General features: G+C 64.7%; 25 protein-coding genes. 15 read left to right on the top strand and 10 right to left on the bottom strand.

Annotation, left to right across the window (positions count from 1 at the left end; all coding sequences use genetic code 11):
* Nucleotides 1-96: 96 nt before the first annotated feature.
* Nucleotides 97-660 carry a hypothetical protein gene (locus tag ACTJKX_RS23080; RefSeq protein WP_394312366.1) on the top strand — a complete coding sequence of 188 codons (564 nt, stop codon included), beginning with the start codon at nt 97-99 and terminating at the stop codon, nt 658-660.
* Between the two features lie 91 nt (nt 661-751).
* A complete protein-coding gene (locus ACTJKX_RS23075) occupies nt 752-1,675 on the top strand; it encodes a MerR family transcriptional regulator (protein ID WP_394312368.1) in 924 nt (307 codons plus the stop codon).
* Nucleotides 1,676-1,804: 129 nt separating this feature from the next.
* On the opposite strand, the gene ACTJKX_RS23070 is transcribed toward ACTJKX_RS23075, so the two are convergent.
* Nucleotides 1,805-2,710, bottom strand: a complete 906-nt coding sequence (locus ACTJKX_RS23070) for a LysR substrate-binding domain-containing protein (RefSeq protein ID WP_440726649.1) — start codon at nt 2,708-2,710, stop codon at nt 1,805-1,807.
* Between the two features lie 90 nt (nt 2,711-2,800).
* Here ACTJKX_RS23070 and ACTJKX_RS23065 point away from each other — a divergent pair, with 90 nt between their 5' ends.
* Together ACTJKX_RS23065 and ACTJKX_RS23060 are read left to right on the top strand one after the other, a co-directional pair.
* Nucleotides 2,801-3,577: an SDR family oxidoreductase gene (locus ACTJKX_RS23065; RefSeq protein WP_440726648.1), complete on the top strand. Its 777-nt coding sequence runs from the start codon at nt 2,801-2,803 to the stop codon at nt 3,575-3,577.
* Nucleotides 3,570-3,977 carry a GlcG/HbpS family heme-binding protein gene (locus ACTJKX_RS23060; RefSeq protein WP_440726647.1) on the top strand — a complete coding sequence of 136 codons (408 nt, stop codon included), beginning with the start codon at nt 3,570-3,572 and terminating at the stop codon, nt 3,975-3,977. The genes ACTJKX_RS23065 and ACTJKX_RS23060 overlap by 8 nt, the downstream gene beginning before the upstream one ends.
* Before the next feature lie 103 nt (nt 3,978-4,080).
* Here the strand turns inward: ACTJKX_RS23060 and ACTJKX_RS23055 are convergent, their stop codons facing one another.
* A complete protein-coding gene (locus tag ACTJKX_RS23055; RefSeq protein WP_440726646.1) occupies nt 4,081-5,181 on the bottom strand; it encodes an FUSC family protein in 1,101 nt (366 codons plus the stop codon).
* Nucleotides 5,182-5,395: 214 nt separating this feature from the next.
* Between ACTJKX_RS23055 and ispG the strand changes: the two genes are divergently transcribed.
* Entirely contained in the window at nt 5,396-6,649 is a 1,254-nt protein-coding gene (gene ispG / locus ACTJKX_RS23050) for a flavodoxin-dependent (E)-4-hydroxy-3-methylbut-2-enyl-diphosphate synthase (protein WP_394312375.1), read from the top strand.
* A gap of 116 nt (nt 6,650-6,765) precedes the next feature.
* Here the strand turns inward: ispG and ACTJKX_RS23045 are convergent, their stop codons facing one another.
* On the bottom strand, nt 6,766-6,993 hold the full coding sequence (locus tag ACTJKX_RS23045; RefSeq protein ID WP_440726645.1) for a hypothetical protein: 228 nt from the start codon (nt 6,991-6,993) through the stop codon (nt 6,766-6,768).
* Between the two features lie 111 nt (nt 6,994-7,104).
* Between ACTJKX_RS23045 and ACTJKX_RS23040 the strand changes: the two genes are divergently transcribed.
* Nucleotides 7,105-8,103, top strand: coding sequence for a LysR substrate-binding domain-containing protein (locus tag ACTJKX_RS23040; RefSeq protein WP_440726644.1), 999 nt, complete (start codon nt 7,105-7,107; stop codon nt 8,101-8,103).
* Nucleotides 8,104-8,479: 376 nt separating this feature from the next.
* A complete protein-coding gene (locus ACTJKX_RS23035) occupies nt 8,480-9,367 on the top strand; it encodes a LysR substrate-binding domain-containing protein (protein WP_440726643.1) in 888 nt (295 codons plus the stop codon).
* Nucleotides 9,368-9,534: 167 nt separating this feature from the next.
* Here ACTJKX_RS23035 and ACTJKX_RS23030 read toward each other — a convergent pair whose 3' ends face one another.
* Nucleotides 9,535-10,290: an RluA family pseudouridine synthase gene (locus ACTJKX_RS23030; protein ID WP_440726642.1), complete on the bottom strand. Its 756-nt coding sequence runs from the start codon at nt 10,288-10,290 to the stop codon at nt 9,535-9,537.
* 203 nt (nt 10,291-10,493) lie between these two features.
* On the opposite strand from ACTJKX_RS23030, the gene ftsY reads away from it, so the two are divergent.
* The 5 genes from ftsY (at nt 10,494) to ACTJKX_RS23005 (ending at nt 14,191) form a co-directional block, all read left to right on the top strand.
* Nucleotides 10,494-11,756, top strand: a complete 1,263-nt coding sequence (ftsY, locus tag ACTJKX_RS23025) for a signal recognition particle-docking protein FtsY (protein WP_440726641.1) — start codon at nt 10,494-10,496, stop codon at nt 11,754-11,756.
* A gap of 3 nt (nt 11,757-11,759) precedes the next feature.
* Nucleotides 11,760-12,431 (top strand): septation protein A, encoded by a 672-nt coding sequence (locus ACTJKX_RS23020; RefSeq protein ID WP_440726640.1) that lies wholly within the window; start codon nt 11,760-11,762, stop codon nt 12,429-12,431.
* A gap of 7 nt (nt 12,432-12,438) precedes the next feature.
* Nucleotides 12,439-13,125 (top strand): metallophosphoesterase, encoded by a 687-nt coding sequence (locus ACTJKX_RS23015; RefSeq protein ID WP_440726639.1) that lies wholly within the window; start codon nt 12,439-12,441, stop codon nt 13,123-13,125.
* Nucleotides 13,118-13,240, top strand: coding sequence for a hypothetical protein (locus tag ACTJKX_RS23010; RefSeq protein ID WP_440726638.1), 123 nt, complete (start codon nt 13,118-13,120; stop codon nt 13,238-13,240). The genes ACTJKX_RS23015 and ACTJKX_RS23010 overlap by 8 nt, the downstream gene beginning before the upstream one ends.
* A gap of 198 nt (nt 13,241-13,438) precedes the next feature.
* Nucleotides 13,439-14,191 carry an arginase family protein gene (locus tag ACTJKX_RS23005; protein ID WP_394312383.1) on the top strand — a complete coding sequence of 251 codons (753 nt, stop codon included), beginning with the start codon at nt 13,439-13,441 and terminating at the stop codon, nt 14,189-14,191.
* Between the two features lie 180 nt (nt 14,192-14,371).
* On the opposite strand, the gene ACTJKX_RS23000 is transcribed toward ACTJKX_RS23005, so the two are convergent.
* Together ACTJKX_RS23000 and ACTJKX_RS22995 are read right to left on the bottom strand one after the other, a co-directional pair.
* Nucleotides 14,372-15,154: a transporter substrate-binding domain-containing protein gene (locus ACTJKX_RS23000; protein ID WP_311935825.1), complete on the bottom strand. Its 783-nt coding sequence runs from the start codon at nt 15,152-15,154 to the stop codon at nt 14,372-14,374.
* 96 nt (nt 15,155-15,250) lie between these two features.
* Nucleotides 15,251-16,330 (bottom strand): DUF2125 domain-containing protein, encoded by a 1,080-nt coding sequence (locus tag ACTJKX_RS22995; protein ID WP_440726637.1) that lies wholly within the window; start codon nt 16,328-16,330, stop codon nt 15,251-15,253.
* A 265-nt stretch (nt 16,331-16,595) separates the two neighbouring features.
* Here ACTJKX_RS22995 and ACTJKX_RS22990 point away from each other — a divergent pair, with 265 nt between their 5' ends.
* The gene (locus ACTJKX_RS22990; RefSeq protein WP_311935940.1) at nt 16,596-16,868 is read left to right on the top strand and encodes a BolA family protein; all 273 of its coding nucleotides are present in this window, start codon (nt 16,596-16,598) and stop codon (nt 16,866-16,868) included.
* A 10-nt stretch (nt 16,869-16,878) separates the two neighbouring features.
* Here the strand turns inward: ACTJKX_RS22990 and ACTJKX_RS22985 are convergent, their stop codons facing one another.
* The 3 genes from ACTJKX_RS22985 to ACTJKX_RS22975 form a co-directional block, all read right to left on the bottom strand.
* Nucleotides 16,879-18,444 (bottom strand): DUF882 domain-containing protein, encoded by a 1,566-nt coding sequence (locus tag ACTJKX_RS22985; RefSeq protein WP_311935818.1) that lies wholly within the window; start codon nt 18,442-18,444, stop codon nt 16,879-16,881.
* Between the two features lie 345 nt (nt 18,445-18,789).
* Complete coding sequence (locus tag ACTJKX_RS22980; RefSeq protein WP_440726636.1) at nt 18,790-20,787, bottom strand: L,D-transpeptidase family protein; 1,998 nt, start codon at nt 20,785-20,787, stop codon at nt 18,790-18,792.
* Nucleotides 20,788-20,952: 165 nt separating this feature from the next.
* Nucleotides 20,953-22,470 (bottom strand): sigma-54-dependent transcriptional regulator, encoded by a 1,518-nt coding sequence (locus tag ACTJKX_RS22975; protein WP_394312390.1) that lies wholly within the window; start codon nt 22,468-22,470, stop codon nt 20,953-20,955.
* A gap of 375 nt (nt 22,471-22,845) precedes the next feature.
* On the opposite strand from ACTJKX_RS22975, the gene ACTJKX_RS22970 reads away from it, so the two are divergent.
* Nucleotides 22,846-24,738 (top strand): M3 family oligoendopeptidase, encoded by a 1,893-nt coding sequence (locus ACTJKX_RS22970; RefSeq protein ID WP_394312392.1) that lies wholly within the window; start codon nt 22,846-22,848, stop codon nt 24,736-24,738.
* Nucleotides 24,739-24,905: 167 nt separating this feature from the next.
* Here the strand turns inward: ACTJKX_RS22970 and ACTJKX_RS22965 are convergent, their stop codons facing one another.
* Complete coding sequence (locus tag ACTJKX_RS22965) at nt 24,906-25,292, bottom strand: RidA family protein (protein WP_311935805.1); 387 nt, start codon at nt 25,290-25,292, stop codon at nt 24,906-24,908.
* 66 nt (nt 25,293-25,358) lie between these two features.
* On the opposite strand from ACTJKX_RS22965, the gene ACTJKX_RS22960 reads away from it, so the two are divergent.
* A complete protein-coding gene (locus ACTJKX_RS22960) occupies nt 25,359-25,889 on the top strand; it encodes an Lrp/AsnC family transcriptional regulator (RefSeq protein WP_394312394.1) in 531 nt (176 codons plus the stop codon).
* Nucleotides 25,890-25,895: the final 6 nt, after the last annotated feature.

Here is a 25,895-nt window from a genome sequence, read left to right as displayed (position 1 = left end):
CGCACCCGGGAATTTCAGTCGCTTGCTTCGCACCGCTCGCGATGACAATGTTCGCTTGCGATCGACGATCATACGACGACCTGATGGCTATCCCTGATGCGCTTTCTCTCAAGGTTGTTCATTCCAGCGGTACTTGTTTTCGCCACGCTGCCCGCTTTTGCCAAGGACAAAAACCCATCGTTCGGCAGCTTCGGCATTGTTGCCGATAATGCCTGGGGCAGATTTCGCCTCTGGCTGTCGGCGGATGGCGATAGCTATATTCAGAAGTATCTCCTCGGCTCTAAAGTTCCTGCCGGAAGTCCCAGCCCGCTCTACATTCGCTATCGTTTTCGCCTCTCTCCCGATGAAGTAGCGCATTTCACTGCTTTTCTACGGCAAAAATCCCCTTGGGGCGCGAATTGCCGTGAAAAAAGCATTGTATACGACGCCACCACCACGACGATCTGGCAGCAACAAGGTGGAAAACTACGCGCGGTCTGCCAACCTCCGGAGCCGCTGCATCGCAGTGTGGCCTTCTGGGCGGTGTACAAATTCGCCGACAAGCTCGACGGTACCGGCCCCTCCATCGAAATCTATCGGGGCGGATTCGATGAATGGTCTCCCCCCGGCTTCCCGACGGATGCCGAAATTAGCAAGGCCCTGCGGAATGCGGGCGGCTGAAGAGCCGCGTTGCAGCGGCTGACAAAGTGTCGGTCTCCCGCAAGTGCAGCCGCTTGACTCTCCACTTGGTGGAGCCCGTACAACGCGTCCCATGAGTGAGAAAACCTACACCATCGGCGAGCTTTCGAAGCTGAGCGGCATCGCCGTCAGGCGCATCCGCTTCTATTCCGACAAGGGCCTCCTGCCGCCAGCGGCGCGAGCCGAAAGCGGGTACCGCGTCTATTCGGAGGCGGACCGGGCCCGGCTCGATCTCATCCTCGCTCTGCGCGATGCCGGCGTGAAGCTCGGCGACATCGCGCGCCTGCTCGCCCGCCGCCTCGGCCTCACCGACGTCCTGGCCCTGCGTCTGGAAGCCATCGAGGCCGAGATATCAGCCAAGCGCCGCATCGCCGCCGCCTTGCGCGCCACGCTGAAACTCGCCGATCCCACCCCGCAAGATTTGAGGAGACTGTGGACCGTGACTGCCCTTTCCCAGAACCAGTTCCGCACCGCAATCGAGAATTTCTACGACGAGGTCGGCGCCGGCGCCAGAATGGACCCGGCCTGGCGCGCCAGGATGATCGAAGCCTCCACCCCGGACCTGCCCGACGATCCCAGCCCCGAACAGATCGACGCCTGGACCGAACTCACCGGTATTCTCACCAACAAGGCCTACATCACGGAGATGCGGGCCAGCATGCAGCAATTGTGGAACGATGGCTTCGACCCGGCCGCCTATCGCCAAGTCTCGGATGAGACTTTCGCCGAGGTGCGTGAGGCCATGGCCAGGGGCGTCGCGCCCAATTCGGACACCGGCAAGGCCATCGCGGAGACGTGGCTGCAAAAGTCGGCACAGGCGATGAAGAAGGAGCCGGACCGGGCTTTCCTCGACTGGCAGCTCGAACAATATCGCAAGCACCATGCCCGTTCCCGGCGCTATCTGGAGCTGATGGCGATCCTGCGCGGAGATCCCCCCGGCCAGCTCGCGGCCAGCGAATGGGGCTGGATCGTCGAGGCCCTGTCCAGCCGGCTGTGAGGCGGTTGGAGGAAGTGCGAACACTCCGAATCGCACTTCCTCTCTAACTTTTTGTTTTGACGTATTTTCTTAATCGAAAAGTCCATCGACCTTTCTGGAAAATACTTTGAAAACCGGCCGGACTCGCCGTCATCCCGCCCGGATGGCGGCGATCAGCGCGCGCAGCCCGGCTGAAACATGGCGGTGCCCGGGATAATAGAGGCAGAGGCCCGGAAAGGCCGGGCACCAGTCGTCGAGAATGCGTTCGAGGCGCCCGTCCGCCAGGGCGCCCACCACCAGATGATCGGGCACGAAGGCGATGCCGATGCCTTGGATCGCCGCCTCGACCATCAGGGGTTGGTCGGTCAGCGTGAGCGGCCCCGTGACGTTGATCGTCTCCGTCGTGCCGTGACGCTCGAATTCCCAGCGATAGATCGCGCCACTGTCGAAGCGAAAGCGGATGCAGGCGTGGCGATGCAGGTCCTGCGGCACCGCCGGCCGGCCATGGGCCGCGAAATAGCCCGGCGACGCTACCGCGGCAAAGCGTGCCGTCTCGGTGAGGCGGACCGTAATCATGTCCTGCGGCACCGCCTCGGCCAGCCTGATACCGGCATCGAAGCCATCGGCGACGACGTCGCTTAGCCGGCCGTCGCTGACGATATCGAGATGGACCTGCGGATAGTCCCTGGCAAAGCGTGCCAGCACCGGCAGCAGCACGAGGCGGATCGCGCCCTCGCTGGAATTGATCCGCACCGTCCCGCTGGGCGCCTCGCGGAAATCGTCGACCACCTGCAGCGCCTCGGCGATCGAGGACACCGCCGGCCTGAGCTTGGCGGCGAGACGTTCCCCCGCATCGGTGAGGGAGACGCTGCGGGTCGTGCGGTTGAACAGGCGAACGTCGAGGCGCTGTTCCAGGCTCTTGACCGAATGGCTGACCGCCGAAGGCGTGACGTCGAGCTCGATCGCCGCCGCTCGGAAACTGCGATGGGCGGCAACCGAGAGGAACACGGTGAGTGCGAAGAGATCGCCGCTCTTTAATTGATGAATATCTCTCATCTCAACATCAAGAATTGGCGAGATTGTTGCAGCAGTCAAGCTTCCTTAGGGTGATTCCCGGATCTCGATCATCGAGAACGGAGGAAGACCATGTCGAAGAAAATCCTGATCACCGGCGCCAGTTCCGGTTTCGGCCGCGGCGCTGCGATCGAGCTGGCCCGCCAGGGGCACCAAGTCGTCGCGACCGCCGAATCCTGGCCCCTGGTGCGCAGCCTGCGCGCCGACGCCGCGGCCGCGGGCGTCAAGCTCGAGGTCATCAAGCTCAACCTCCTCGACGACATCGATATCGCGCATGCCGCGGGTTATGATCCCGACATCCTCGTGCTCAATGCCGGCGTGATGGAAAGCGGCTCCGTCATCGACATCCCGATGCAACGCATGCGTGAATCGTTCGAAATCAATGTCTTCGGCCATATCAGGCTGGTTCAGGGCATCGTCCCGAAGATGGTGGCGCGCAAGGCCGGCAAGGTGGTGTGGACCTCCTCGATGGGCGGCATCCTCGTCATCCCCTTCGTCGGCGTCTATTGCGCCACCAAGCATGCCATCGAGGCCATCGCCGGCTCGATGAGGGCCGAGCTGGCGCCCTATGGCGTCAAGGTCGCGACCGTGAACCCGGGCGTGTTCGGCACCGGCTTCAACGACACCGGTGCGGAGAGCCATACCCAGTGGTATGACGCCGGCAGCGTGGTCGTGCCCATGCCGGACTTCGCCGGCGCCCTGGCGGACCAGAACGATCCGCAGGAGATGATCGATGCCATGGTCGAGATCATTCCGGCCGAGGAACATCTCTATCGCACCATGCGCCCCCTCGACACCATCAAGGCTGCCAGGCAATGGCAGGAAACCGAGTGGAGCCAGAATGCCTGAGATCACGCTCGAAGAAGCGCATGGCGTCGTCGCCAAGGCGCGCACCGCCGCGGAGAAGGCCGGCATGAAGGCGGTCTTCGCCGTGCTCGACAAGGGCGCCAACCTGGTGACCTTCTCCCGCATGGACGGCGCCTGGCTGGCATCGAACGAGCTTGCCATCGCCAAGGCCCGCACCTCCGTGATGTTCCAGGCCCCCACCGTCGCCCTGAGCGCACCGCTGAAGATCGGGGAACCGCTCCTGCATTTCGACCATATCCACCATGGCGGCCTGCTGCTGGTGGGGGGCGGCGAGCCCTTGTTCGACGTTGAGGGAGCCCTGATCGGCGGCCTGGGGGTTTCGGGCGGCAGCCCGGAGCAAGACGCGGCCATCGCCCGCTCGGCGATCGAGCAACAGAGCTGACGGCGCCTCCCGATCCGTCGGAAATCACGCTTCGGAGCGCGGACATCCTGTCCGCTCTTCTCACGCCCGGCATACGGCGGTTCCAAGAGCGNCCGCGCTCCAACTACTCCCGCGCCAAATCGGAGCTGCGCTCGACCAGGTCCTTGATGTCTTGGCCGAGCTGCTCGAAGCCGAAGCGCAGGGCGTAGAGGCGGCCGACCTCCTCGCTTTGCAGGTCCCGTAGCACGCCGGCGCCACGCAGCTTGTCCATGGCAGCGACATAGGCGGAAAGGCTGGTATCGAAACCCGCGGCATCCGGCCCGAGAAAGCCGCGCCGCAGGGCTTCGGCGATGCCGCGCAGCAAGCCGACGGTCGCGTCCCGCATCGCCTCCAGAGGCTCCGTGAGGGTCGGCGCCACCCGCTCCGGCAAAGCGCGCACGCAGACGCGGGCGATGATGACGAGATCGTGCCGGACACGGTAGAGCGTGCGGGCCATCGGCTCGGGATCGATGGCATGACTGAGATGGGCGCTGCGTTCGCGCACCGTCTCCTCGACAGCCGCATCGATCTGGCGCAGGCTCGCACGGATGCGCTTGTTGATGCCGGCAAGCTCCGGCCGGCCCTTGCCGTCGAGGAGGCTGCCGGTCAGGGCAAGCAGGAGCTCGGCATTGAGATCGGCCACGCGTGCGGCCGCGGCGGCAAGCGCGCCCTGCGCCCGCGCCGGCAGCACGAACAGGGCGACGCCGACACCGACGATGATGCCGAGCGCAATCTCCGCCACGCGCTCGGCGGCATAGGCATAGGGCGGCAGCAGCGTGCCGCCCGCCGGAATCAGCACGATCAGCGCCGTGATGGGTGCCACCCGGAAGCTCGGCCTGAGCGCCGAGGCCACCGCCATCGGCGCCACGGCGGTCAGTACCGCAAGGCCCAGCGCGACATTGCCCTCATGGTGCGGCAGCACCACCGACACCACCGCGCCCCACAGGGCCCCGAGCAGCGTGCCGGCCATCCGGTCCATCGCCGCCTTGACCGAGCCGCCAAGGCTTGCCTGCATGACGATGATGGAGGTGATCACCGCCCAGCTCGACTGGGAAAGGTCCACCAGCTTGACCGCAACGAAAGTCAGGCCTGCCGCCACCGTGACGCGTACGGCCAGGGCCAGTTCCATGCGCTTGGCCGCGAACCATTTGAACAGGCGAGCCGTGGCACCAGCGCCGATCATCATCAATCCATCACATCCTTTGCAAGATGCGATGGTAGAAAGGTTCAGGCGGAGCGCAAGGGCCGGCTCTCTGATCGTGGGGGGCGGGTCTTCAGACCCGCCGTCTCGGCTCTGCTGGCGGCGTGGTTCCAGGCCGGTCCGAAGACCGGCCCCCCAAGACCTTGACGTGCCAGCCGGTGAGGTCCATGTCATCCCCAAACGAAACCAGCGGTGCCCGATGATCCCGTCCTATGCGCGCTTTGGCCTGATGTCCCGTCGCCCTACCGTTCCCGTCGATGTCGGCGGCGTCCTGGTCGGCGGCGGCGCGCCCATCGTGGTGCAATCGATGACCAACACCGACACGGCCGATATCGACGGCACGGTACGGCAGGTCGCGGCATTGGCCCGTGCCGGCTCTGAAATGGTGCGCATCACGGTCGATCGCGACGAGGCCGCCGCTGCGGTGCCGCGCATCAAGGAAAGGCTGATGCGCATCGGCGTGACCACGCCGATCATCGGGGATTTCCACTATATCGGCCACAAGCTCCTGGCCGACCATCCCGCCTGTGCGCAGGCGCTCGACAAATACCGCATCAATCCTGGCAATGTCGGCTTCAAGGACAAGCGCGACCGCCAGTTCGGTGCCATCATCGAGATGGCGATGCGCCACGACAAGCCGGTGCGCATCGGCGCGAACTGGGGCTCACTCGACCAGGAGCTGCTCACCCATCTGATGGACGAGAACGCCAGAAGCGAGGCGCCCGTCGATGCCCGCACCGTGACCTGGGAGGCGCTGGTGCAGTCGGCCCTGCTCTCGGCCGATCGTGCGGTGGAGATGGGCCTGCCCAAGTCCCGCATCATCATCTCGGCCAAGGTCTCGGCGGTGCAGGATCTCATCGCGGTCTACAGCGAGATGGCCAGCCGTTCCGACTATGCCCTGCATCTCGGCCTCACCGAGGCCGGCATGGGCTCGAAAGGCATCGTCGCCTCGGCCGCCGCTCTCTCGCCGCTGCTGCAGGCCGGCATCGGCGACACCATCCGCGTCTCGCTCACGCCCGAGCCCGGCGGCGATCGCACCCAGGAAGTCAAGGTCTCCCAGGAGATCCTGCAGGTGATGGGCATCCGCACCTTCGTGCCGCTGGTGGCCGCCTGCCCCGGCTGCGGCCGCACCACCTCGACCGTGTTCCAGGAACTCGCCCAGAGCATCCAGGGCTTCATCGTCGAGTCCATGCCGGACTGGAAGACACGCTATCCGGGCGTCGAGACGCTGAAGGTCGCGGTGATGGGCTGCATCGTCAACGGCCCCGGCGAGAGCAAGCATGCCGATATCGGCATTTCCCTGCCCGGCACCGGCGAGACACCGACCGCACCGGTGTTCATCGACGGCCAGAAGGCCGCAACCCTGCGCGGCCCCGGCATCGCCGACGAATTCAAGCAGATGGTGATCGATTATATCGAGAACCGCTATAGCGTGAGGCCCGCCGCGGAATAGCCCCTGGGAGCGGTGATTTCTGGGTGCACGGGCATCTTGCCCGTCCTTGGAAATACTGCGCTTGCGGCAAGGAAGAACGGGCAAGATGCCCGTGCACCCTGAAGCTGTTTCCGCGCTTACCGATACCGGTCGATCAGGTCTCGCGCCGAGAAGGCGCCCTCATTTCCTTTGCTTCGCCCGGCATTGCCATCGAGCACGCCGATATCCCGCAGCAAATGATCCGAAAGATCATAGGGGCCGATGAAACGGGGCCGGATGAATGTCTCATTCGGCTTGACCACGCGTTCGCTGTCCGCGTGGCTGCAATAAGACTGCCCTATGCGATTGAATTGAACGGCCGTCATGACCAAATCTCCTGTGCGGCAATTAGCAATATCTGACAGGGATATTCACATTCCGCGCGGGATGTGGCTAATTGAAGCTCGATTTGGAGCCATAAAACAGGCTTATCACAAATGACCCTTCCGCTTCCTCCCCTCACCGCCATCCGGGTGTTCGAGGCCGTGGCACGGCACCAGAGCTTCACGCGCGCCGCCAACGAACTCGGCATGACCCAGGCCGCCGTGTCCTACCAGATCAAATTGCTCGAGGAACGTTTCGGAGGCCCGCTCTTCCTGCGCCGCCCCAAGCAGGTCGAGCTCACCGAGGCCGGCCAGCGCCTGGCGCCGGCGGTGAGCGAAGCCTTCTCCCTGCTCGCCCAGGCCTATGCCTCGGCGCGCGGTGATGCGGAGGGCGTGCTCACGGTCACGGCCTCGATCACCTTCGCCACGACCTGGCTGGCCCGCCATGTCGGCGCCTTCCAGATCCGCTACCCTTCCCTGGCCGTGCGGATCGACGCCATCAACCAAGCAGTCGACTTTGCACGCAGCGACATCGATCTCGCCATCCGCCATGGCGACGGCAACTGGCCGGGCCTGTGCAGCCATCGCCTGCTATCGGGTGAATACTCCCCCATGCTCAGCCCGAAGCTCGCCGCCACCATCGGCGGCGTGAAGCAGCCAGCCGATCTCCTGCGCCTGCCACTACTCGATCCCGGCGACACGTGGTGGGACGATTGGTTCGACCTCGTCAAAGTCGCCCGCCGCCCCAGGGGCCCTTCGCGCAGCGAAGTGCAGTCCGCACCGCCAATCACGCGCGGGCAGGATCGCTTCGGCGGTGTCCATCGCGGGCCCGTGGAGATTCCCTGCATCGGCTCACAGGCCTTCGTCGGAACCGCCGCACTCGACGGCCAGGGCGTCGCCATCCTCTCCTGCGCCCTCTGGGCCCAGGATCTGGCGGAAAGGCGGCTGATCCAGCCCTTTCATCAAGTCGCCGGCGAACATTCCTTCTACCTGGTCTATCCCGAAGCCCGCCGCAACCTGCCGAAGATTCGCGTCTTCCGCGACTGGATCCTGGAGGAGGTCGGCAGGACCGCCAGCCTCGGCAACCGGGGTGAAGAGGCCATGGCGTCTTAAGACGATCAAGAAGCCGCTTTCCTTCCGCCCCCCTCTCTATCGATAGCGATCGATCAGAGCGCGGGCGCTGGCGTCAGGCTCAGGCCGATCGTTCTTCGCGTGGCCATCGATAACACCGATGTCGCACAACAGGTGATCGGAGAGCTCACGCAGCGCCTCCCTCAATAAGGCTGGCCGACGGGCCGGCTGCGTTTCGCCATGCCCCGTATCGGCCCTATATGAATAAGCTTGCCCTATACGTTCTATCCGCGCCACTATCATGGCTAAATCTCCAGATCGGCCCTGCTTTTGGCCGTTTCATCCGGAGATTTTCCATGAATTTCGGGTTCTGACGAATTGAAGCTCAAGCAGTACCCATAAAGAGAGCTGATGCATCGTGAGCACTGTGCTGCCGCCGCTGGCCGCTATCCGAGTCTTCGAGGCCGTGGCGCGGCATCTGAGCTTCACCCGTGCGGCCGCCGAGCTCGGCATGACCCAGGCTGCCGTCTCCTACCAGATCAAGCTCTTGGAGGAACGTTTCGGCGGGCCGCTCTTCCTGCGCAAGCCGCGCCAGATCGAGCTCAGCGCAGCCGGCCAGCGCCTGGCGCCAGCGATCACCGACGCCTTCGCCCTGATGGCGGAGGCCTATGCGGCGGCCCGCGGCGGCGTCGAGGGTGTGCTGACCGTCTGCGCCAAGGTGAGTTTCGCCACCAGCTGGCTTGCCCGCCATATCGGCGCCTTCCAGCTCGCCCACCCCACTTTGGCAGTCCGTATCGAGGCGACCGACCGTGCTATCGACTTCACCCGTGAAGAAACCGATGTCGCCATCTTCTTTGGCACCGGGGACTGGCCCGGCCTGCAGGCCCACCGCCTGCTCCCGGGGGACTACACGCCCATGCTCAGCCGCAACCTCGTCGCTCGTCTCGGCCCGCATTACACGCCGGCCGATCTTTTGCGCATCCCCCTTCTCGATCCCGGCGATTACTGGTGGCGCGAATGGTTCGAAGCAGCCGGCGTCAGCTATGAAATGCCCAAGCTCGTCTACAATCTCAGCAGCCAGGCGGTGATCAACGCGGCGGCCAAGGCTGGACAGGGAGCTGCCATCCTCTCGACCGCCCTTTACGACGACGACCTCGCCGAGGGCCGGCTGATCCAGCCTTTCGAGCTGGTACTGCCGAGCGATCGGGCCTTCTACCTCGTCTATCCCGAAATGCGCCGCAACCAGCCCAAGATCCGCACTTTCCGCGACTGGATCCTGGCGGAGCTGGCTGATACAGCGGGGTAGAACGCTAGGCCTTCCCCCTTGCAGGCTATCGGCTGCACACATCTCAATATTGGCAGTATTGAGCGCGGGTAGTCCTTCCCCGAAGCCGGGGAAGGACTTCTTGCGCCTTTTCTTGCCACGTCGAGATGTGTGAATCCGGCGGCCCGCAAGGCGGAAGGTTCTCATGCCTATTTCGGCCTGAGCCCGCGGCGACGGACCGGCTCGGGCACCGGCTGCACCAGTTCCGGCGGCGTCGGGCTGAGAGGTCCCCGATAGCCGAGGGCCGCAAGGTGCTCGCCCATATGGTCCGGCGGCGCTGCTTCCGCCGTGACGGCCGGCTTCTTGGGCAGGATCGGCACGCTCACGCCTCGGGCATGCAGATGCAGCACCGGGCCGCCCTCGCGCGGCGCGCTGCCATAGATCGGATCGCCGACGATCGGAAAGCCGGAGGCGGCGCAATGCAGGCGCAGCTGATGGGTACGGCCGGTGCGCGGCTTCAGCTCCAGCCAGGTATGTTCCCCCGCCCGACCCAGCACACGGAAATCGGTCTGTGCCGGCAAGCCGTCCTCGGCCGGCTTCATCCACCAGCCGCGCTCGGGCGAGCGCCGGGCGATCGGCATGTCGATCAGGCCACTGTCCTCGGTCGGGCCGCCCTCGACCACCGCCCAATAGGTCTTCTCGACGCCGCCCTTGGCGAAGAGATCGTTGAGAGTGCGCAGGGGCCTGGCATGCCGCCCGAGCACCAGGCAGCCGGATGTATCCTTGTCGAGCCGATGCGCCAGCTCCGGATTGCGAGGCAGGCCGAAGCGCAGCTGCTCCAGCATGGCCGTGAGATTGGGCCCGCCTTTCGGCCCCGCATGCACGGGCAGGCCGGCAGGCTTGTCGAGGATCAGGATCAGGGCGTCGCGGTGAATGAGCCGCGTGGTCAAATCGAGCGATATCATCGCTTAGCGCTATCGTGATCGGGCATTGTCGGCTAGAGGTTCCTTCAACATGAGATCATTTTTCGGTGGCAGGTTGGCCACCCAAGAGCAAAACGCGTCGACGACCGAGCGCATTTTGCTCTAACTTCTTGTTTTGACGCGTCTTTGCGATTCTAGGCGATTCCGCCTGATCGCAAAACGCTTTTGGGATTCAGACCGTTTCGATGACTGAGAGCGACAAGCAAAAGCCCGGCTTCTTTTCACGGCTGTTCGGGCGAGGCGCCACGACGCCGGAAACCGAGACCAGGCCCGAGCCAGCCGCCGAGCAGGCGACGCCGGCTCCCGTCGAGGAATCCGGCACGGCGCCAGAACCGGCACAGGCGCCGCTCGAGGCCCTGATCGAACCCGTGCCCCTGGCCGCGGCCGAATTGATCGTTCCCCTAGAACCCGGGTCGCCTGCACCACCAACTCCTGCACCGCCAGCTCCTGCGCCGGCACCGCCTCCCGCACCGGAGCCGTCTCCAGCTCCGCGCGCCAGCGAGCCGGCCCCGCCGCCCGCGCCCGCCGAGAAGAAATCCTGGTGGCGCCGCCTGCGCGACGGCCTGTCGCGTTCGTCCAACGCCATCAGCCGCGGCATCACCGACATCGTGCTCAAGCGCAAGCTCGATGCCACCACGCTCGAGGAGCTGGAGGACGTCCTGATCCAGGCCGATCTCGGCGTCGACGTCTCCACCCGTATCGCCGCCGCGATCGGCAAGGGGCGCTTCGATCGCCAGATCTCGCCAGAGGAGGTTCACCAGGTCCTGGCCAGCGAGGTCGAGGCCATCCTCACCCCGGTGGCCAAGCCCCTGGAGATCGACCGGTCCCACAAGCCCTTCGTTCTCCTGATGGTCGGCGTCAACGGCTCGGGCAAGACCACCACCATCGGCAAGCTCGCCGCCAAGTTCAGCGCCGACGGCCTCAAGGTGACGCTGGCGGCCGGCGACACCTTCCGCGCCGCCGCCATCGAGCAGCTCAAGGTCTGGGCCGAGCGCACCCGCTCGCCCATCGTGGCTCGCGAGCAGGGTGCCGATTCCGCGGGTCTCGCCTTCGACGCCCTCAAGGCCGCGCAGGAAAACGGTTCCGACGTGCTGCTGATCGACACCGCCGGGCGGCTGCAGAACAAGGCGCAGTTGATGGACGAGCTCGCCAAGGTGGTGCGCGTGATCAGGAAGATCGACGCGAGCGCGCCCCATGCGGTGCTGCTGGTGCTCGACGCTACCGTCGGCCAGAACGCCATCTCGCAGACCGAGATCTTCGGCAAGACCGCTGGCGTCACCGGCCTGGTGATGACCAAGCTCGATGGCACGGCGCGCGGCGGCATCCTGGTGGCCTTGGCCGCCAAATTCGGCCTACCCGTGCATTACATCGGCGTCGGCGAGGGCATCGACGACCTCGAACCCTTCTCTGCCCGGGACTTCTCCCGCGCCATTGCCGGGATGGAGTGAGCCATGACCGCTGAAACCGCAGGCGCTCCGCGCCAGAAGGTCAATCCCGTCCTCAAGCTCGTGCTGGAAATGGGGCCGCTGGTCCTGTTCTTCCTCGCCAATTACAAGCCGGAATTGTTCAAGCCCCTGGTCGAGCGCTTCATGGCGCCGGCCCTGTTCGAGGGGCCGAGCGGCAACATCTTCACCGCCACCGCCGTGTTCATCCCGGCTACGGTGATCGCGCTCGTCGCCGGCCTCGTGCTCACCCGGCACATTCCGGTGATGCCGCTGGTCTCGGGTATCTTCGTGCTGGTCTTCGGCGTGCTGACGCTCTGGCTGCAGGACAAGACCTTCATCAAGCTCAAGCCGACCATCGTCAACACGCTGTTCGGCCTGATCCTGCTGGGAGGTCTCGCCTTCGGCAAGCCCCTGATCCGCATCGTCCTCGACGCCGCCTTCGACCTCAAGCCCGAGGGCTGGCGCAAGCTCACCCTGAACTGGGGCCTGTTCTTCCTGTTCCTGGCGGTGCTCAACGAGATCGTCTGGCGCAACTTCTCGGATGATTTCTGGACCAATTTCAAGGTCTTCGGCACCATGCCGATCACCCTGATCTTCGCCGCCACCCAGGTGCCGATCCTGATGAAATACGAGGTGAAGCCGGACAGCCCTGACGCTACCGAGCAAAGCAAGACCTAGGTCGATCATGCGTCTTTGGGTCTTGTCGGATCTCCACGTCGATAACAGCCCCTATACGCTTGCTCCAACACCTGCCGGGGCCGATGCCGTCGTCATTGCCGGCGATGTCTGCAACCGCCTGCATGACCGGGCTCTGCCTTGGCTCGCGCAGCATGTCCTGCCCCGCGGCCTGCCGCTGATCTATGTTCCCGGCAACCACGACTTCTATCGGGAGAACGTGGAAACGGAACTGCGCAAGGCCCGCGATCGGGCGCGGCTGGAAGGTATTCACCTGCTTGCCGAGGGAGAGACTCTCACCGCCAGCGGGGTGCGCTTCATCGGCGCCACGCTGTGGACCGACTACGCCGTGGCGGGCAGCCCCTTTCAGGGGCAGGTCGCCGCAGGCATGCAGATGAACGACCACAAGCTGATCCGGACCGGGCCCAACTATCGGCGCTGGCAAACCAGGGACGCTCTGCTCAGCCATGGCCGGCACCGGTCGGCAATCGCAAACACCCTTGCCCGGCCGTTCAACGGCCCCAGCGTGGTGATCAGCCATCACGCCCCGCACCCCCCATTCGCTCTGGCAGAATGCCGTCAGCGAGCCGATCGATGCGGCCTATGCCAGCGATCTGACCTCCCTGATTGCCGAATACCGGCCGCACCTTTGGATACATGGTCACATTCATGCCAGCCGCGACTATCGCGTGCATGACACCCGCATCGTCAGCAATCCGCGCGGCAACATCTATGCCTATCGAAGGGGCAAGCAATCCATCATCGAAGTGGAGAACCCGAACCACGATCCGAGCCTTGTCGTGGAGGTTTGAAGCCGGGCAAGGCGAGAAGCGGCCGGCAGGACGATCAACCTTGAAACCGGGCGAGTACTGCCGATACCATCAGGGGGTGCTATCGAGCCGTCTGTCGCCCCCGGGGTGACCGTGGCCAAATCTGAGGCGACAGCATTGACCAGGCAGTTTGCATATACGGTATTTCAGGGCCGGGCTGGCGATCACAACGATCTGGCCATGCCGGGAGCCCGGGCGATCGGCGAAGCCTTGGCACGGCGGACGGGCATCGCGCCTTTCGTGGTCGGCACGCCGGAACCTGCGCTGAATACCGGCTGGCGCGAGGAACTGGACGTCGCGCTGCCGGCGCTCAAACAGGTGCAGGCCCGCTTCGACGACGTGCTGGCGAAGGGAGACGTCTCCATTGCAGCCACCAGCCGCTGCGCGGTCTCGCTCGCGACACTGCCGGCCGTTGCCAGGCATCGTCCCGATGCCTGCATCGTCTGGTTCGACGCCCATGGCGATCTCAATACGCCGGAGGCCTCGGCTTCGGGCTTTCTTGGCGGTCTCGCCATTTCCGGTCCCGCCGGACTTTGGGACTCGGGTCTGGGAGCAGGCTTGGGCCTCGATCAGCTCGTTCTCGTGGGGCAGCGCGATCTCGACCCATTCGAGCAGGATTTGATCGACAGGCACGGCATTCCGCTGGTCGAGCCACGCGGCGACCTGGCCGCCGAATTGCGCAAGGCGATTGCCGGCCGTCCGGTCTATGTGCACCTGGATTGCGACGTGCTGAATCCGGGCGTCGTTCCGACCGACTATGCCTGCGAAGGCGGCCTGTCGCTCGCCGATCTCCGCGCTTGCTGCGAGGTGATCGCCGAGCAGGCCTTCGTGGGCATCGAGATCGCCGAGTTTCAATATGCCTGGGAACCGGGAGGGGAAGCCTTCTCCCCCGACCCGCTTCTCGATGCCCTGGCGCCGATCCTGGCGCCATAAGCACAATCGGTGCTATCGGTCTATATCAACTCGCCTTGGTGTCGGCTCTTCCTGGGATCGCAGGCGTCCTCGCCTGCTCTTGGAAGCGCTCCGACTGGTGGGTGGGCGGAAAGGCAGGCGAGGACGCCTGCGATCCCGGGAAGGCCATTCTCCGACAGATCCGTATTTCCGAGCTTGGTATCACTTGAACCACTTGTCGTAGATCTTCTGGTAGGCGCCCGTCTCGATCGACTGGTGCAGCCATTGATCGACGAACCCCTTCAGGCCGATGTCGCGCTGCAGCCAATAGGCTTTCTCGGCAAAATTGAAAGGCTTGTCGGGATGCACGGCGCACAGCACGCCCGGATGCAGCTTTTCCTGATAGAGGGTCTCGGAGGCGTCTGTCATCATCAGGTCGGCCCGCCCCGCCGCCACCTCGTCGAAGATCTTGGTGTTGTCGGGAAAGATCACGATCTTGGCCTGCTTCAGGCTGGCACGGGCGAATTTCTCGTTGGTGCCGCCCGGATTGGCAACGACCGTCACCCCTGGCTTGTCGATATCCTGAAGTGTCTCGAACTTGCCCTTGTCGGCGCAGCGGGCGATCGGCGTCTTGCCCTCGCGCATATAGGGGGTGGAGAACAGGCCCTTCTTCTGGCGATCGAAGGTCACCGACACGCCGCCCATGGCGACGTCGAATTTGCCGGCTTCGAAATCCGCCGACAGATTGGACCAGGTCGTCGGCACGATCTCGAGCTTCACGCCGAGTGTCTCGGCGAGGCTCTTGGCCTGATCGATGTCGAAACCGGAGAACTCGCCGCTCGCCGGATCCTTGTAGCTGAAGGGGCGGTAGTCGCCGGTGGATCCTACCTTGAGCACGCCGGATGCCAGCACGGCGTCGAGCCCCGGTGCCGACGGCGCCTCCCGTGCGATCGCGGCGGGCGCAAGGCAAAGCAGGCCGAGACAGACGACAAGCAAACGAAGCATGTGATTCCCCCAAATGGTTTGTTGCGGGCAGCATAAAGCTGCGAGCCCCTCGTTCAACCCATGAGAAGGATCCGTTGTCAGCGCGCGCCCTCGCCCCTATTCGGGCACGAACAGGCGCGGCAGCTTGAGGCCAGGCAGGAAGGCACCGGCGCGGATCTTGCCGTCGGCGATGGTCAGGGGCACTTCGACCGCTGCCTTGCCATCGATGTTGGTGGGCTTGCCCAGCACGGGCAGGCCGACGGTGAGGGTCGTCGCCACCATATCTGGCACCCGGCCCGATTGCTTGAGCGTCTGGGCGAGTTCCGGCACGCCGGCGAGGGCCACCGTCACGTCGCCGGAGGGAAAGCCGCTGGTTTCCAGCCCGACTGTGCCGGTTGCCTTGACGACGCTCGGGCCACGCTCGACCTGGGCCTGCGTGATGGTCAGCGTGCCACCGGCGGCGGCCCAATCGCGCAGGCGCTCGGGCATCGGCATGGGCCTGAGGTCGATCTTGGTGATCACCCCGCGGAAAGTCCCTTTCATCGGGGAAGGAGCGCCGAGGAAATCGTCGAGCGGCGCGATCGCCTTGGCGTCGACATCGGCGGCAAGATCATAGGCGCCCGGCGCGGCATTGGTGCCCTCGGCCAGGCGGATATGGACCTCGACATTGCCCTCCTCGACCAGATTGACGGCCTGGTCACCGCGCTTGACGGTACCGCTGAGGCCCTTGATCACCACCGCGGCATTCTGCGGCCCGGAAGTCCAGATCGACATGCTGGCCTCGGCGCTCTTCCAATCGGCGGTCAGCGTCGCGCCGGCATCGCTCTTGTCGACCAGCGTTACCGGTCCCTTGGCCTGGAGCAGCACCTTGTTGGGCTGGTAGACCTGGGCCACCGCATTCACCTCGGCGAGTGCGGCACTGAAGGGCCTATTGGCTCTGACGCTCTCCACCGTCGCCTGGCCGCAATGCATTTCCAAGCGGAAGGGATAGCCGCCGATGGTCTGCTCGCCGCATTTGATCTGGCGTCCGAGCTCGGCCTGCTTGGCCAGGAAGCGGCCCCATTCGGCCTCGAGCCGAGTGGAGGCGTACCACCAGAAGCCCGACCAGGCGATCGCGATCAGGGCGAACAGGATGGTCGGCAGATAGATGCGGCGGGAAGAACGGCGCGGCGCGGGATTGATCAGGTCAGTCGGCACGAAAGGGTCTCGCTAGAGCGTCTTGCGATTTGACGGGATCACCACGAATCGCAAAGACGCGTTGAAACAGGGAGTTAGAGAAAATAAGCGTTCGGTCACGAACGCGTTTTGCTCTAGGATTGGCCAGGTCGCGGATAGATATTTCGGCCTCTTGAATCAGCCTTGTTTTAGCGCAGGAATAACGTGATTCGAGACGAGGGCCCTCTATCGCGGAGAATTGGGCCAAAGTCAGGGCAATAGGAAACCTGCGAACGTGACGTCATCCATGCAAGATCTGATCGAAACCAGCCTGGAAGCGGCGCTTGCGCCCGAACGCCTGGTGGTACTGGACGAATCGGCTGCCCATGCCGGCCACGCCGGTCATCGCGAGGGCGGCGAAAGCCATTTCCGGGTGAGGATCGTCTCGCCGCATTTCAGCGGACGCAGCCGCGTCGAGCGCCATCGCCTGGTCAACGAAGCCCTGAAGCCTGCCTTTGCGCGCGGCGTTCATGCCCTGGCGATAGAAGCCAGCGCACCGGGCGAACCGGTGCGCTGGTAAAAACTCTGGCTTAGTTGGAGGCGATCGAGCCGGTGAAGATATCCGGCATCGGCGCGAAGCTGGCGACGCGCAGGGGCTTCACCGCGGCGCCGGTGAACTTGTCGGCCCGCAGGTCCTGATAGGCCGCCACGCCGAAGCGCACCACTACCGTCTTAGACGGCGCCGCGATCAGCGAAGCCGTGGTGCGCAGGTCCGGCTTGACCAGGGTCGCCTGCTGCTTGTTGCGGGCAGCGGAAACCGGTGCCGACAGCGAAGCGAAGTTCTGCTTCTCGAAGCGCGTCGCGATCAAAGCCGGCCGTGGCGGCCGGGCCGTGTTGGTCACGGGCGCCGGATCGGCGAAGCCGAGGGCGCGCTGCGACTGACGGTTGGCGCTACGCTTCATGAAGCCTTCGCTGCCCTGGGAAAGGTCTGCGAAGACCGGAGGCTTGGGATCGAGCACCGGCCGCGTCGCCGGCACCGCCGGCGGAGCATCCAGGGAAGCGAGCTGCACGGGGGCCGCCTGGCTCTCCTCGGCCGCCGTACCCGGACGCAGCGGCGGCAACGGCACATTGGCAGCCACCTCGCCACCTGCGCCATTCGCCCCGGTCTGCCAGATCATGCGCGGACCGGTATCGGCGGAGGCGAGCTGTGCTGTCGCAGCATCGGCAGCCTGTGCGGCGTCGATATCATTGGGACGGCGCTCGGGCAGCGGCACAGGCGCCATGCGACGCGGCGAGGTCGCCAATTCATCGGCCATCGCCATCTGCTGCATCGCCGGAGGAGCCACTTGAGCCGCCGGCTGCGGCGCCACGGCCGGTATGCGGGCACTGCTGCGCGTGGTCGGCGCATAGGCCTGGGCCACTTCGACCGGCGGGGCACTGGTGGTCGTATTGCTGCGCGAACCGAACAGGGCTGCGAAGAAGCCGCCGCCGCTGGTCTCGGCGACGTCATCCTCGCCGGCACCACCGCCAGCCGAGCCGCCATTGCGGCGAATTTCGTTCATCGCCAGCTGGTAGCCGGGCATCGGACGCCCGTCCGAAGGCACCAGCACCGTCTTGCCGTCGGGGAAGACGGAAGCGAGTTCGCTACGCGACATGCGCGGCCACATGCGTACGCCGCCGGAATCCATATGGACGAAGGGCGAGCCGGACGAAGGATAGTAACCCACGCCGCCACGCTGCAGGCGAAGACCGGCGACCCGCAGCTTCGACAGCGACACGCCGGGAATGAAATAATCGATCGCCTTGCCGAGCGTGTGCTGGCTGAATTTGGCGACGCCGCGCGAACGCCGGCGCAGCATGCCGTTGGTGCCGGGCGAGCGATAGCCGCAGACGATGTTGATCGGCTGGGAGGCGCCAACCTGGCGATAGACCAGCCACAGCGTATCGAGCGTGCGCGGATCCATGCGCACGGCCTGGTTCTGGCGCCAGTCGCGCATGAACCAGTCGATCTTCTTCAGCGCGGCGGAATCATAGGAGCCGTTGCGCTTGTAGGTGATGTTGATGGTCTCGCCCGTATGCAGGTGGCGCATATAGAGCGAGCGGGTATCGCCATTGGCAATCGCGTCCTGCGTCGGCCCGACCAGAACCGTCGTCATCACGGTGGATGCGAGGGAAATGGCCAGAATGCGACCGGTACGCGAAACTTTGATCCGGGGCAAAAGGCTGAGTGGGTTCTGCACGATTAGCACTCTCGGCAAATAGGCGAGGGAACCAGAGCCGAGCGTATTTCCACAAATGGGACGCTCGGCGCCAGGTCCGGATTGCCGGAGTCTTGCCGAGATTGGTTAAAGCACCGTTGATGCACCGTTCGACCCCTAATATCTAGCCGTTGAAACCGGCCTTGGGAGTGGCCTTTTGCTTGGGAAACGTGGCAAAAAGACGAACGCGGGTTGGCGAACGCCAACCCTTACCAAACATGGTAAATCGTTGCATAACAGATTTCAGCCGGGAAGGCCAAGCGCCGAAATCACCTTCCGGTCATATCCGTAGATGTCGTTGAGGCGCTGCAATTCGCCGTCACCGTCCACATAGGCGGTGAAATAAGCGATGTGGACCGGAATTTTCCTCTCCAAATCAATGCGCTGCTCTTCCCCGCCCTGCAGGCCGCGGACGCTGTCCTCGGTCCAGCCATTGCCCATCACGAGCTCGGCAAATTTATAGGGGTTATCCACACGCACGCAGCCATGGCTGAAGGCCCGTTCGTCACGCGAGAACAGGTTGCGCTGCGGCGTGTCGTGCAGATAGACCGAGAAATTGTTCGGGAACATGAACTTGATGAAGCCGAGCGCATTGCGCTCACCCGGCGGCTGGCGCACCTGCATCTGGCCGCCGACATAGCTCACTTCATAGCCCCGGCGCTCGAGATAGCCGGGATCCTGGGCGAGCTTGGGCATATATTCCTTCTTGATGATCGACTGCGGTACGTTCCAGGACGGATTGACCACCACGAAGCTCATCTGATCGGAGAAGATCGGCGTCGGCGTATTGGCCTTGCCGACCACCACCCGGGCCTCATAGCTCAGCACGCCGTCCTTGGTGAACCAGACCTTGTACTCGGGCACGTTCACGAAGACATTGGTCAGGCCCATGTCATGGGGCAACCAGCGCCAGCGCTCCATATTGGCGATGATCTCGCTCTCGGTATTGACGCGCGGCTGGCGCAGGGCCGCATTGAGGGCGACCACCGTGGCGGGACCCAGCGTGCCGCTGGCCTTGAGATTGCGGGTGGCCTGGAAGTCGCGCACCGCCGCCTGCAATGCCTCGTCATAGACATCGCTGTCGGCATCGCTGGCCGTCAGGCCGAGGCGCGTGCGCAGCACCGCAACCCGGGTGTCCGTCATGCCCACCTTCAGCGTGGGACCGGCAGGAACTTCCGGCAGAGTGGCTTCGGCGGCGGCGGCATTGGCGGCCCTGACGTCGGCCAGCTTCTGCTTCAGCGCCAGGTATTGCGGCGAGGCCGGATTGTAGCCGTCAAGCACCTTGACAGGATCGGAGGCGATCGCCACCGAAGCGAGCGCCGCCACCGGGTCGGGCATGTTGGGAGCCTTGGCGATGTCGCGGCTGATCTGCCGGGTGTCGACCCGGCCCGAGGAAGCCTGGCGGACATAGGTAAGGACAGCCGCGCTCAGCGCGATCTCGGCATCCGCCTGGGCATCGGCGCTCGCGCCGCTCAGGGCGTCGAGCCCGGCAACGCGGAAGGCCGAGGCGTCAAGGCCATCCTCGCCTGCGCGGTTCATGCGATCGACCAAGGCCTTGGCCGCGGGCGTGAGCGCACCATTGTCGATCCAGAGCGGCGTCGCGCCGCGCAGCGCGTAGAAATCGCTGATGGCCTGCGCGTCGGCGCCACGCTTGGCGACGTAATCGGCAAGCCTGGCGGCGAGATTCATGGTGACGGCGGCAGGAGCAACCGATGGCGCAGGAGCAGGCGTGCTGGCCTCAGCGGGCGGCACGGGCTCAGCCTTGGGCTCGACCTTGGGTGCCTGCGTCTCGGCCGGAACGGCAGCGGGGATTTCCGGGGTCGGTGCCATGCTGGGGGCGGGCTGCCCGGCCGGCGAAGCGGTAGCCACGGACTGGGAACCCGTCGGCGCGGCCTCGCCCTTGGGGGCCGTTGCGGAGATCGAGGACGGCGTGTCCGGGGCAACGGCCGTCTCGGCCGGCTTCGGTGCCATTTCGACGGGAGCCGGCACCGGAACGGGGCCGACCGGCGCGGGCGCAAGGGTCGCGGTCGAAGCCGGTGCGGCGTCCGGCTTGACATGCTGCACGCTCACCCGCTCCTGCGGCGAAGCGGCGGCCGGCGCGGTCTGCGGCACGGCCGGGGCGAAGGCGCTCTGCTTTTCGCCGGCACTCAGGCCGGGAACCGGCGGCGCGGCAGCATCGGGCTTATGGCTGGTGGGCGTACCGCTGTCTTGGGCATAGGCCGGGAGCAATGTGGCGCTCAAGCTCAAAGCCAGAGCGACCGAACTCAACAAATTAGCGCGGTAACTCATAAGATTCCTCAATCTCCGGCGCCCAATGTGCCAACGCCGCCTGCAATTGTGTCGATAGTGACAAGTACCATGCCAGATTCAAGACAAATTCTGGTGTGCAAACGATCACATAACCGTTCACGCCGCCTGGTGAGACTCGCCCGTTTCTCCGGCTCTCACGCCGATCGACGCTTCGTCAAGCCCAAGTTCCTTGAGCTTGCGATAAAGCGTGGATCGTCCGATGCCGAGCTTGCGCGCGACTTCGGTCATCTGCCCGCGATGATGGCGGATGGCAAATTTCAGCATGTCCGTTTCCAGCGATTCCAGCGTGCGGACGTCCCCTCGCGCATCGAGCATGGTCATGGTGTGGGGTTCGCGCACCGTGATGATCTCGCGCAGCGGTGTCCCGGTGATCATGGCCGGGCCGATGTGCACCGGCCTGGGCGGCAGCAGCGGCGCAGAAGGGATGCGCACGTCGAACCCATCCACGCGGGCGGCGATCTGCGGCAGGTCCGGCACTCCGATCTCGTCGCCTTCAGCGAGAATCACGGCGCGATACATCGCATTTTCGAGTTGGCGCACATTGCCGGGCCAGTCATAGGCCGTGAGCAGCGCCTGGGCCTCGGCGCTGATGCTGCGCACGGCCTTGCCCTCCTCGGCCCCGAAGCGTGCGAGAAAATGCCAGGCAAGGTCGGCGATATCCTCACGCCGCACCCGCAGCGCCGGCAGCATGATCGGGAAGACATGGAGGCGATAATAGAGGTCTTCGCGGAACAGCCCCGCCTTGACCAGATCGATAAGGTTGCGGCTGGTCGAGGAGATCAGGCGGAAATCCGTACGCACAGCCCGCCGAGCGCCGAGCGGTTCGATCTCGCCACTGCGCAGCGCGTCGAGCAGCTTGACCTGCAGGGCGGGCGACAATTCGCCGACATTGTCGAGAAAGAGCGTGCCGCCATGGGCCTCCGCCAGCTTGCCGGCCTGCTTGTCGACGGCACCGGCCGCGTTCTTGTCCTGGCCGAACAGGATGCGTTCGGCCTCGGCCTCCGGCAGGGTGCCGCAATTGACGGCCACGAACGGCCGGCCGCGGCGTTCGCCGCCGCCATGGATCGCCTGCGCCACCATCTGCTTGCCGGTGCCCGCTTCGCCCTCGATCAGCACGGGAATGGTCGACCCCGCCGCTTTCTCGGCCAGGCGCACCACCCGCTCCATCTCCGGACCGCGGGCAACCAGATCCTTGAGGCCGAGCTGACCCGTGACGCGCTTGGCGAGCACGGCCACTTCGCGTTCCAGCGCGCGGTGCTTGAGAGCATTGCGGATCGAGGCCTGCAGACGCTCCGCCCCCACGGGCTTGACCACGAAATCGGCCGCACCCGCCTTCATCGCCGAGATTACGGCATCGATCGAGCCGTGGGCCGTCTGCACGATCACCGGAACCTGCAGGCCGCGGGCCCGCATGCGGCCGAGCACGCCCATGCCGTCGAGGTCAGGCATCACCAGGTCCAGGACGAGAAGATCGATCTTGCCGCCTTCGAGTTCACGCAGCGCCGCTTCGCCACTGTCGACAAGGCAGGCATGATAGCCAAAACGCCTCACCATGGCCTCGAGAAGCCGGCATTGCACCGGATCGTCGTCGGCGATCAGAACAGTCGAGCCCATCAATCCCCCGTCCCATTTCATCCGGCGCAGCGATCGGATGCCGATCCCTGCGGAACCCGGCATCACCGCGCGCCAGCACGAGGCCACCCTCCGGAGAGGCGCCACGATTTCACCCGGGCGAAGCGCCCCGTGTGCCGTTTCGGATCATCTAGGAGGAGAAGCGTGAAGGACTGCTTAACGACGTTTCATCAAAGTCACATTCCGCTGAGATGGTTGAAACCGCGGCCGCGAACGGCGATATGTGGGATCATCACGGGGCCGTATCGCCGGCCCGGCTTTGTTGCAAACACGGAGTGTCAGCCTCCGGCTGGCATTCAGGAATGCCGTTCGAACGATAACCGCAATCGTAGTGCCAAGCGGTCTCAAGGAGTTTTCATGGCCGGCCAATCTTTTTCCGCATCCTCCGGTTCCTCTTCATCCGAGGCATCCAAGGCTGATTCGCCGGAGACCAGGGCCGACCGGAAGGGCAGCGAACTCGGCCGACTGCCTGAATGGAATCTCGCCGATCTCTACCCGGGCATCGATTCGCCCGAGATTGCCGCCGATCTCGACAGGGGCCTGGCCGACTGTCTTGCCTTCGAGGAGGCCCATAAGGGCAAGCTCGCCGAGATTCTGGCCGGCAAGGAGGGCGCCCGCCGTCTCGCCACCATCATCAAGACCTATGAGGGCCTCGAGGACAGGCTCGGGCGCATCGCCTCCTTCGCTGGCCTCGTCTATGCCGGCGACACCACCGATCCCGTCCGCGCCAAATTCTATGGCGACGTGCAGGACAAGCTGACCACCGCCTCCTCCCACCTCCTGTTCTTCACGCTGGAGCTCAACCGCATCGACGATGCGGCCTTGGCCGAGGCGGTCGAGCAGCAGACCGACGAAGACTTGGCGCTCGCCCATTGGAAGCCCTGGCTCGACGACATCCGCATCGAGAAGCCCTATCAGCTCGAGGATCGCGTCGAGCAACTGTTCCACGACAAGTCGGTCACCGGTCGCGGAGCCTGGAACCGCCTGTTCGACGAAACGATCTCGGGCCTGCGTTTCCGGGTGGAGGACAGTCAGGAACTGACGCTGGAGCCGACCCTGAACCTGCTGCAGGATCCCTCCCCGGCCAAGCGCGAGAAGGCGGCCCATGCCCTCGCCCGCACCTTCAAGGACAATCTCAGGCTGTTCACCCTGATCACCAACACGCTGGCCAAGGACAAGGAGATCTCCGACCGCTGGCGCGGCTTCGAGGATGTCGCCGATTCGCGCCATCTGTCGAACCGGGTCGAGCGCGAGGTGGTCGATGCGCTGGTCTCGGCGGTGCAGGAAGCCTATCCGCGCCTGTCGCATCGCTACTATCGCCTCAAGGCCAAGTGGTTCGGGCTCGACCAGCTCAACCACTGGGACCGCAATGCGCCGCTGCCCAAGGTCGAGAGCACGCCGATCAAGTGGGAAGATGCGCGCGGCACCGTGCTGGAGGCCTATGCCGGTTTCTCGCCGCGCATGGCCGGCATCGCCCAGCGCTTCTTCGACGAGAACTGGATCGATGCGCCCGTCCGCCCCGGCAAGGCGCCCGGCGCCTTCGCCCACCCGACCGTGCCTTCGGCCCATCCCTATGTGCTGCTCAACTACCAGGGCAAGACGCGCGACGTGATGACGCTGGCCCATGAGCTCGGCCACGGCGTCCACCAGGTACTGGCAGGCCACAACGGCGCGCTGATGGCGCCGACGCCGCTGACCTTGGCCGAGACCGCCTCGGTGTTCGGCGAGATGCTGACCTTCCGCGCCTTGCTGGCAGGGGCGGCCAGCCCGGCGCAGAAGAAGGCCATGCTCGCCGCCAAGGTGGAGGACATGATCAACACGGTGGTGCGCCAGATCGCCTTCTATTCCTTCGAGCGCAAGGTACATGTCGAGCGCCGCCAGGGCGAGTTGACCGCCGACCGCCTCGGCGAGATCTGGCTGTCCGTTCAAGAAGAAAGCCTCGGGCCGGCCATCAAGATCGGGCCGGGCTACGAGACCTTCTGGACCTATATCCCGCACTTCATCCACTCGCCCTTCTACGTCTATGCCTACGCCTTCGGCGACTGCCTGGTGAATTCGCTCTATGCCGTCTACGAAAAGGCGCATGACGGCTTTGCCGAACGCTATCTCGCCATGCTGGCGGCCGGCGGCACCAAACATCATTCCGAACTGCTCGCCCCCTTCGGCCTCGACGCGCGCGATCCTGCCTTCTGGCAGATCGGCCTCAACCTGATCGAGAGCATGATCATAGAGCTCGAAGGAATGGAGTGAGGCTGAAAGCGCTGCAGGCAGCGGCTTTACTGCCTCACCCTTCTCCTCTCCCCGCCGGGGGAGGCAATGACTGGTGCCGAGCGAGACGATGCCAGCCCCGACTTGATCGCAACACCGAAGTCTTCCTCTCCCGGGCCGGGAGAGGGTGTTGTGGACTGCGGCCATCCTCATCCCGCGGCAATCGCCTCCAGCTCCACCAGCCAGCCCGGTTCGAGCGTTTCAACCACGATGGCCGTGGTCGGGATGCGGCGGCGACCGAGAGCCTCGAGCCGCGCCGCCTGATTGGCTTCGACATAGGCGGCATCGCGCAAATAGCTGGTGACGCGCACCAGATTGTCCACGCCCATGCCGGCCTCGGCAAGGATGCGCCGGATATTGGACCATACGCAGTCGAGTTGCTCCGCCAAGCCGGCGGGCGCCCTCCCCGCCGGATCGAGGCCCATGGTACCGCTGAAGAAAAGCAGGCGCTGCGGCCTCACCACTTCCATGGCGTGGACGTAGTCCGGTGTCGCTTCATAGATGCCTTCAGCAGGATTTCGCACTATCATCTGCATGATCAGGGCTCCTTGGTTGGGTTATTCTGAGCAGAAAAATCTTCGATAAAAAGGGATTTTTGCCGAATGAAATCAAAAACGAAGGATCTTCAGCCGAATGAAAGGCCAGGCCGTATCCTCGACGATTTCGACCGAAAGATCTTAAGTGCGCTGAGCGCGGATGCGCGCCAGACCTATGCCGAGATCGGCCAGAATGTGGGACTTTCCGCTCCGGCCGTGCATGAACGCGTCAAGCGGCTGCGCGAATCCGGTGTGCTCAAGGGTACGACGGCCGTTCTCGACGCCCAGGCCATCGGCAAGCCCTTCCTCGCCTTCGTGCATGTCGACACCGAGGGCTGGGGCAAGAGCGAACGCATGATGACACTGCGCCGCTTTCCCGAGGTGGAGGAGATGCATTCGGTAGCCGGCGATACCGGCGTGGTCATGAAGGTCCGCACCCGACACGCGCGGGCCATGGAGCATTTCCTCTCCCAGCTCTATGTTCTGCCGGGCGTCAGGGGCACCAAGAGCTATGTGGTGCTCTCCACCTATCTGGAACGGGCAATCCAGCCCCTGGCCACCGAGGATTGGCCGGAAATCCCGCTGCCGCGGGATTAAGTTCAA

Source organism: Labrys sp. 22185 (assembly GCF_052045555.1).
Taxonomy (GTDB): domain Bacteria; phylum Pseudomonadota; class Alphaproteobacteria; order Rhizobiales; family Labraceae; genus Labrys; species Labrys neptuniae.
Note: the sequence above shows the minus strand (reverse complement) of the source record. Positions and strands in the feature narration are given on the sequence as shown.

Coding starts and splice junctions, on each gene's coding strand:
- ACTJKX_RS23080 (WP_394312366.1), top strand. CDS start 97: ATGCGCTTTCTCTCAAGGTTGTTCATTCCAGCGGTACTTGTTTTCGCC.
- ACTJKX_RS23075 (WP_394312368.1), top strand. CDS start 752: ATGAGTGAGAAAACCTACACCATCGGCGAGCTTTCGAAGCTGAGCGGC.
- ACTJKX_RS23070 (WP_440726649.1), bottom strand. CDS start 2,710: ATGAGAGATATTCATCAATTAAAGAGCGGCGATCTCTTCGCACTCACC.
- ACTJKX_RS23065 (WP_440726648.1), top strand. CDS start 2,801: ATGTCGAAGAAAATCCTGATCACCGGCGCCAGTTCCGGTTTCGGCCGC.
- ACTJKX_RS23060 (WP_440726647.1), top strand. CDS start 3,570: ATGCCTGAGATCACGCTCGAAGAAGCGCATGGCGTCGTCGCCAAGGCG.
- ACTJKX_RS23055 (WP_440726646.1), bottom strand. CDS start 5,181: ATGATGATCGGCGCTGGTGCCACGGCTCGCCTGTTCAAATGGTTCGCG.
- ispG (WP_394312375.1), top strand. CDS start 5,396: ATGATCCCGTCCTATGCGCGCTTTGGCCTGATGTCCCGTCGCCCTACC.
- ACTJKX_RS23045 (WP_440726645.1), bottom strand. CDS start 6,993: ATGACGGCCGTTCAATTCAATCGCATAGGGCAGTCTTATTGCAGCCAC.
- ACTJKX_RS23040 (WP_440726644.1), top strand. CDS start 7,105: ATGACCCTTCCGCTTCCTCCCCTCACCGCCATCCGGGTGTTCGAGGCC.
- ACTJKX_RS23030 (WP_440726642.1), bottom strand. CDS start 10,290: ATGATATCGCTCGATTTGACCACGCGGCTCATTCACCGCGACGCCCTG.
- ftsY (WP_440726641.1), top strand. CDS start 10,494: ATGACTGAGAGCGACAAGCAAAAGCCCGGCTTCTTTTCACGGCTGTTC.
- ACTJKX_RS23020 (WP_440726640.1), top strand. CDS start 11,760: ATGACCGCTGAAACCGCAGGCGCTCCGCGCCAGAAGGTCAATCCCGTC.
- ACTJKX_RS23015 (WP_440726639.1), top strand. CDS start 12,439: ATGCGTCTTTGGGTCTTGTCGGATCTCCACGTCGATAACAGCCCCTAT.
- ACTJKX_RS23005 (WP_394312383.1), top strand. CDS start 13,439: ATGCCGGGAGCCCGGGCGATCGGCGAAGCCTTGGCACGGCGGACGGGC.
- ACTJKX_RS23000 (WP_311935825.1), bottom strand. CDS start 15,154: ATGCTTCGTTTGCTTGTCGTCTGTCTCGGCCTGCTTTGCCTTGCGCCC.
- ACTJKX_RS22990 (WP_311935940.1), top strand. CDS start 16,596: ATGCAAGATCTGATCGAAACCAGCCTGGAAGCGGCGCTTGCGCCCGAA.
- ACTJKX_RS22985 (WP_311935818.1), bottom strand. CDS start 18,444: ATGACGACGGTTCTGGTCGGGCCGACGCAGGACGCGATTGCCAATGGC.
- ACTJKX_RS22975 (WP_394312390.1), bottom strand. CDS start 22,470: ATGGGCTCGACTGTTCTGATCGCCGACGACGATCCGGTGCAATGCCGG.
- ACTJKX_RS22970 (WP_394312392.1), top strand. CDS start 22,846: ATGGCCGGCCAATCTTTTTCCGCATCCTCCGGTTCCTCTTCATCCGAG.
- ACTJKX_RS22965 (WP_311935805.1), bottom strand. CDS start 25,292: ATGCAGATGATAGTGCGAAATCCTGCTGAAGGCATCTATGAAGCGACA.
- ACTJKX_RS22960 (WP_394312394.1), top strand. CDS start 25,359: ATGAAATCAAAAACGAAGGATCTTCAGCCGAATGAAAGGCCAGGCCGT.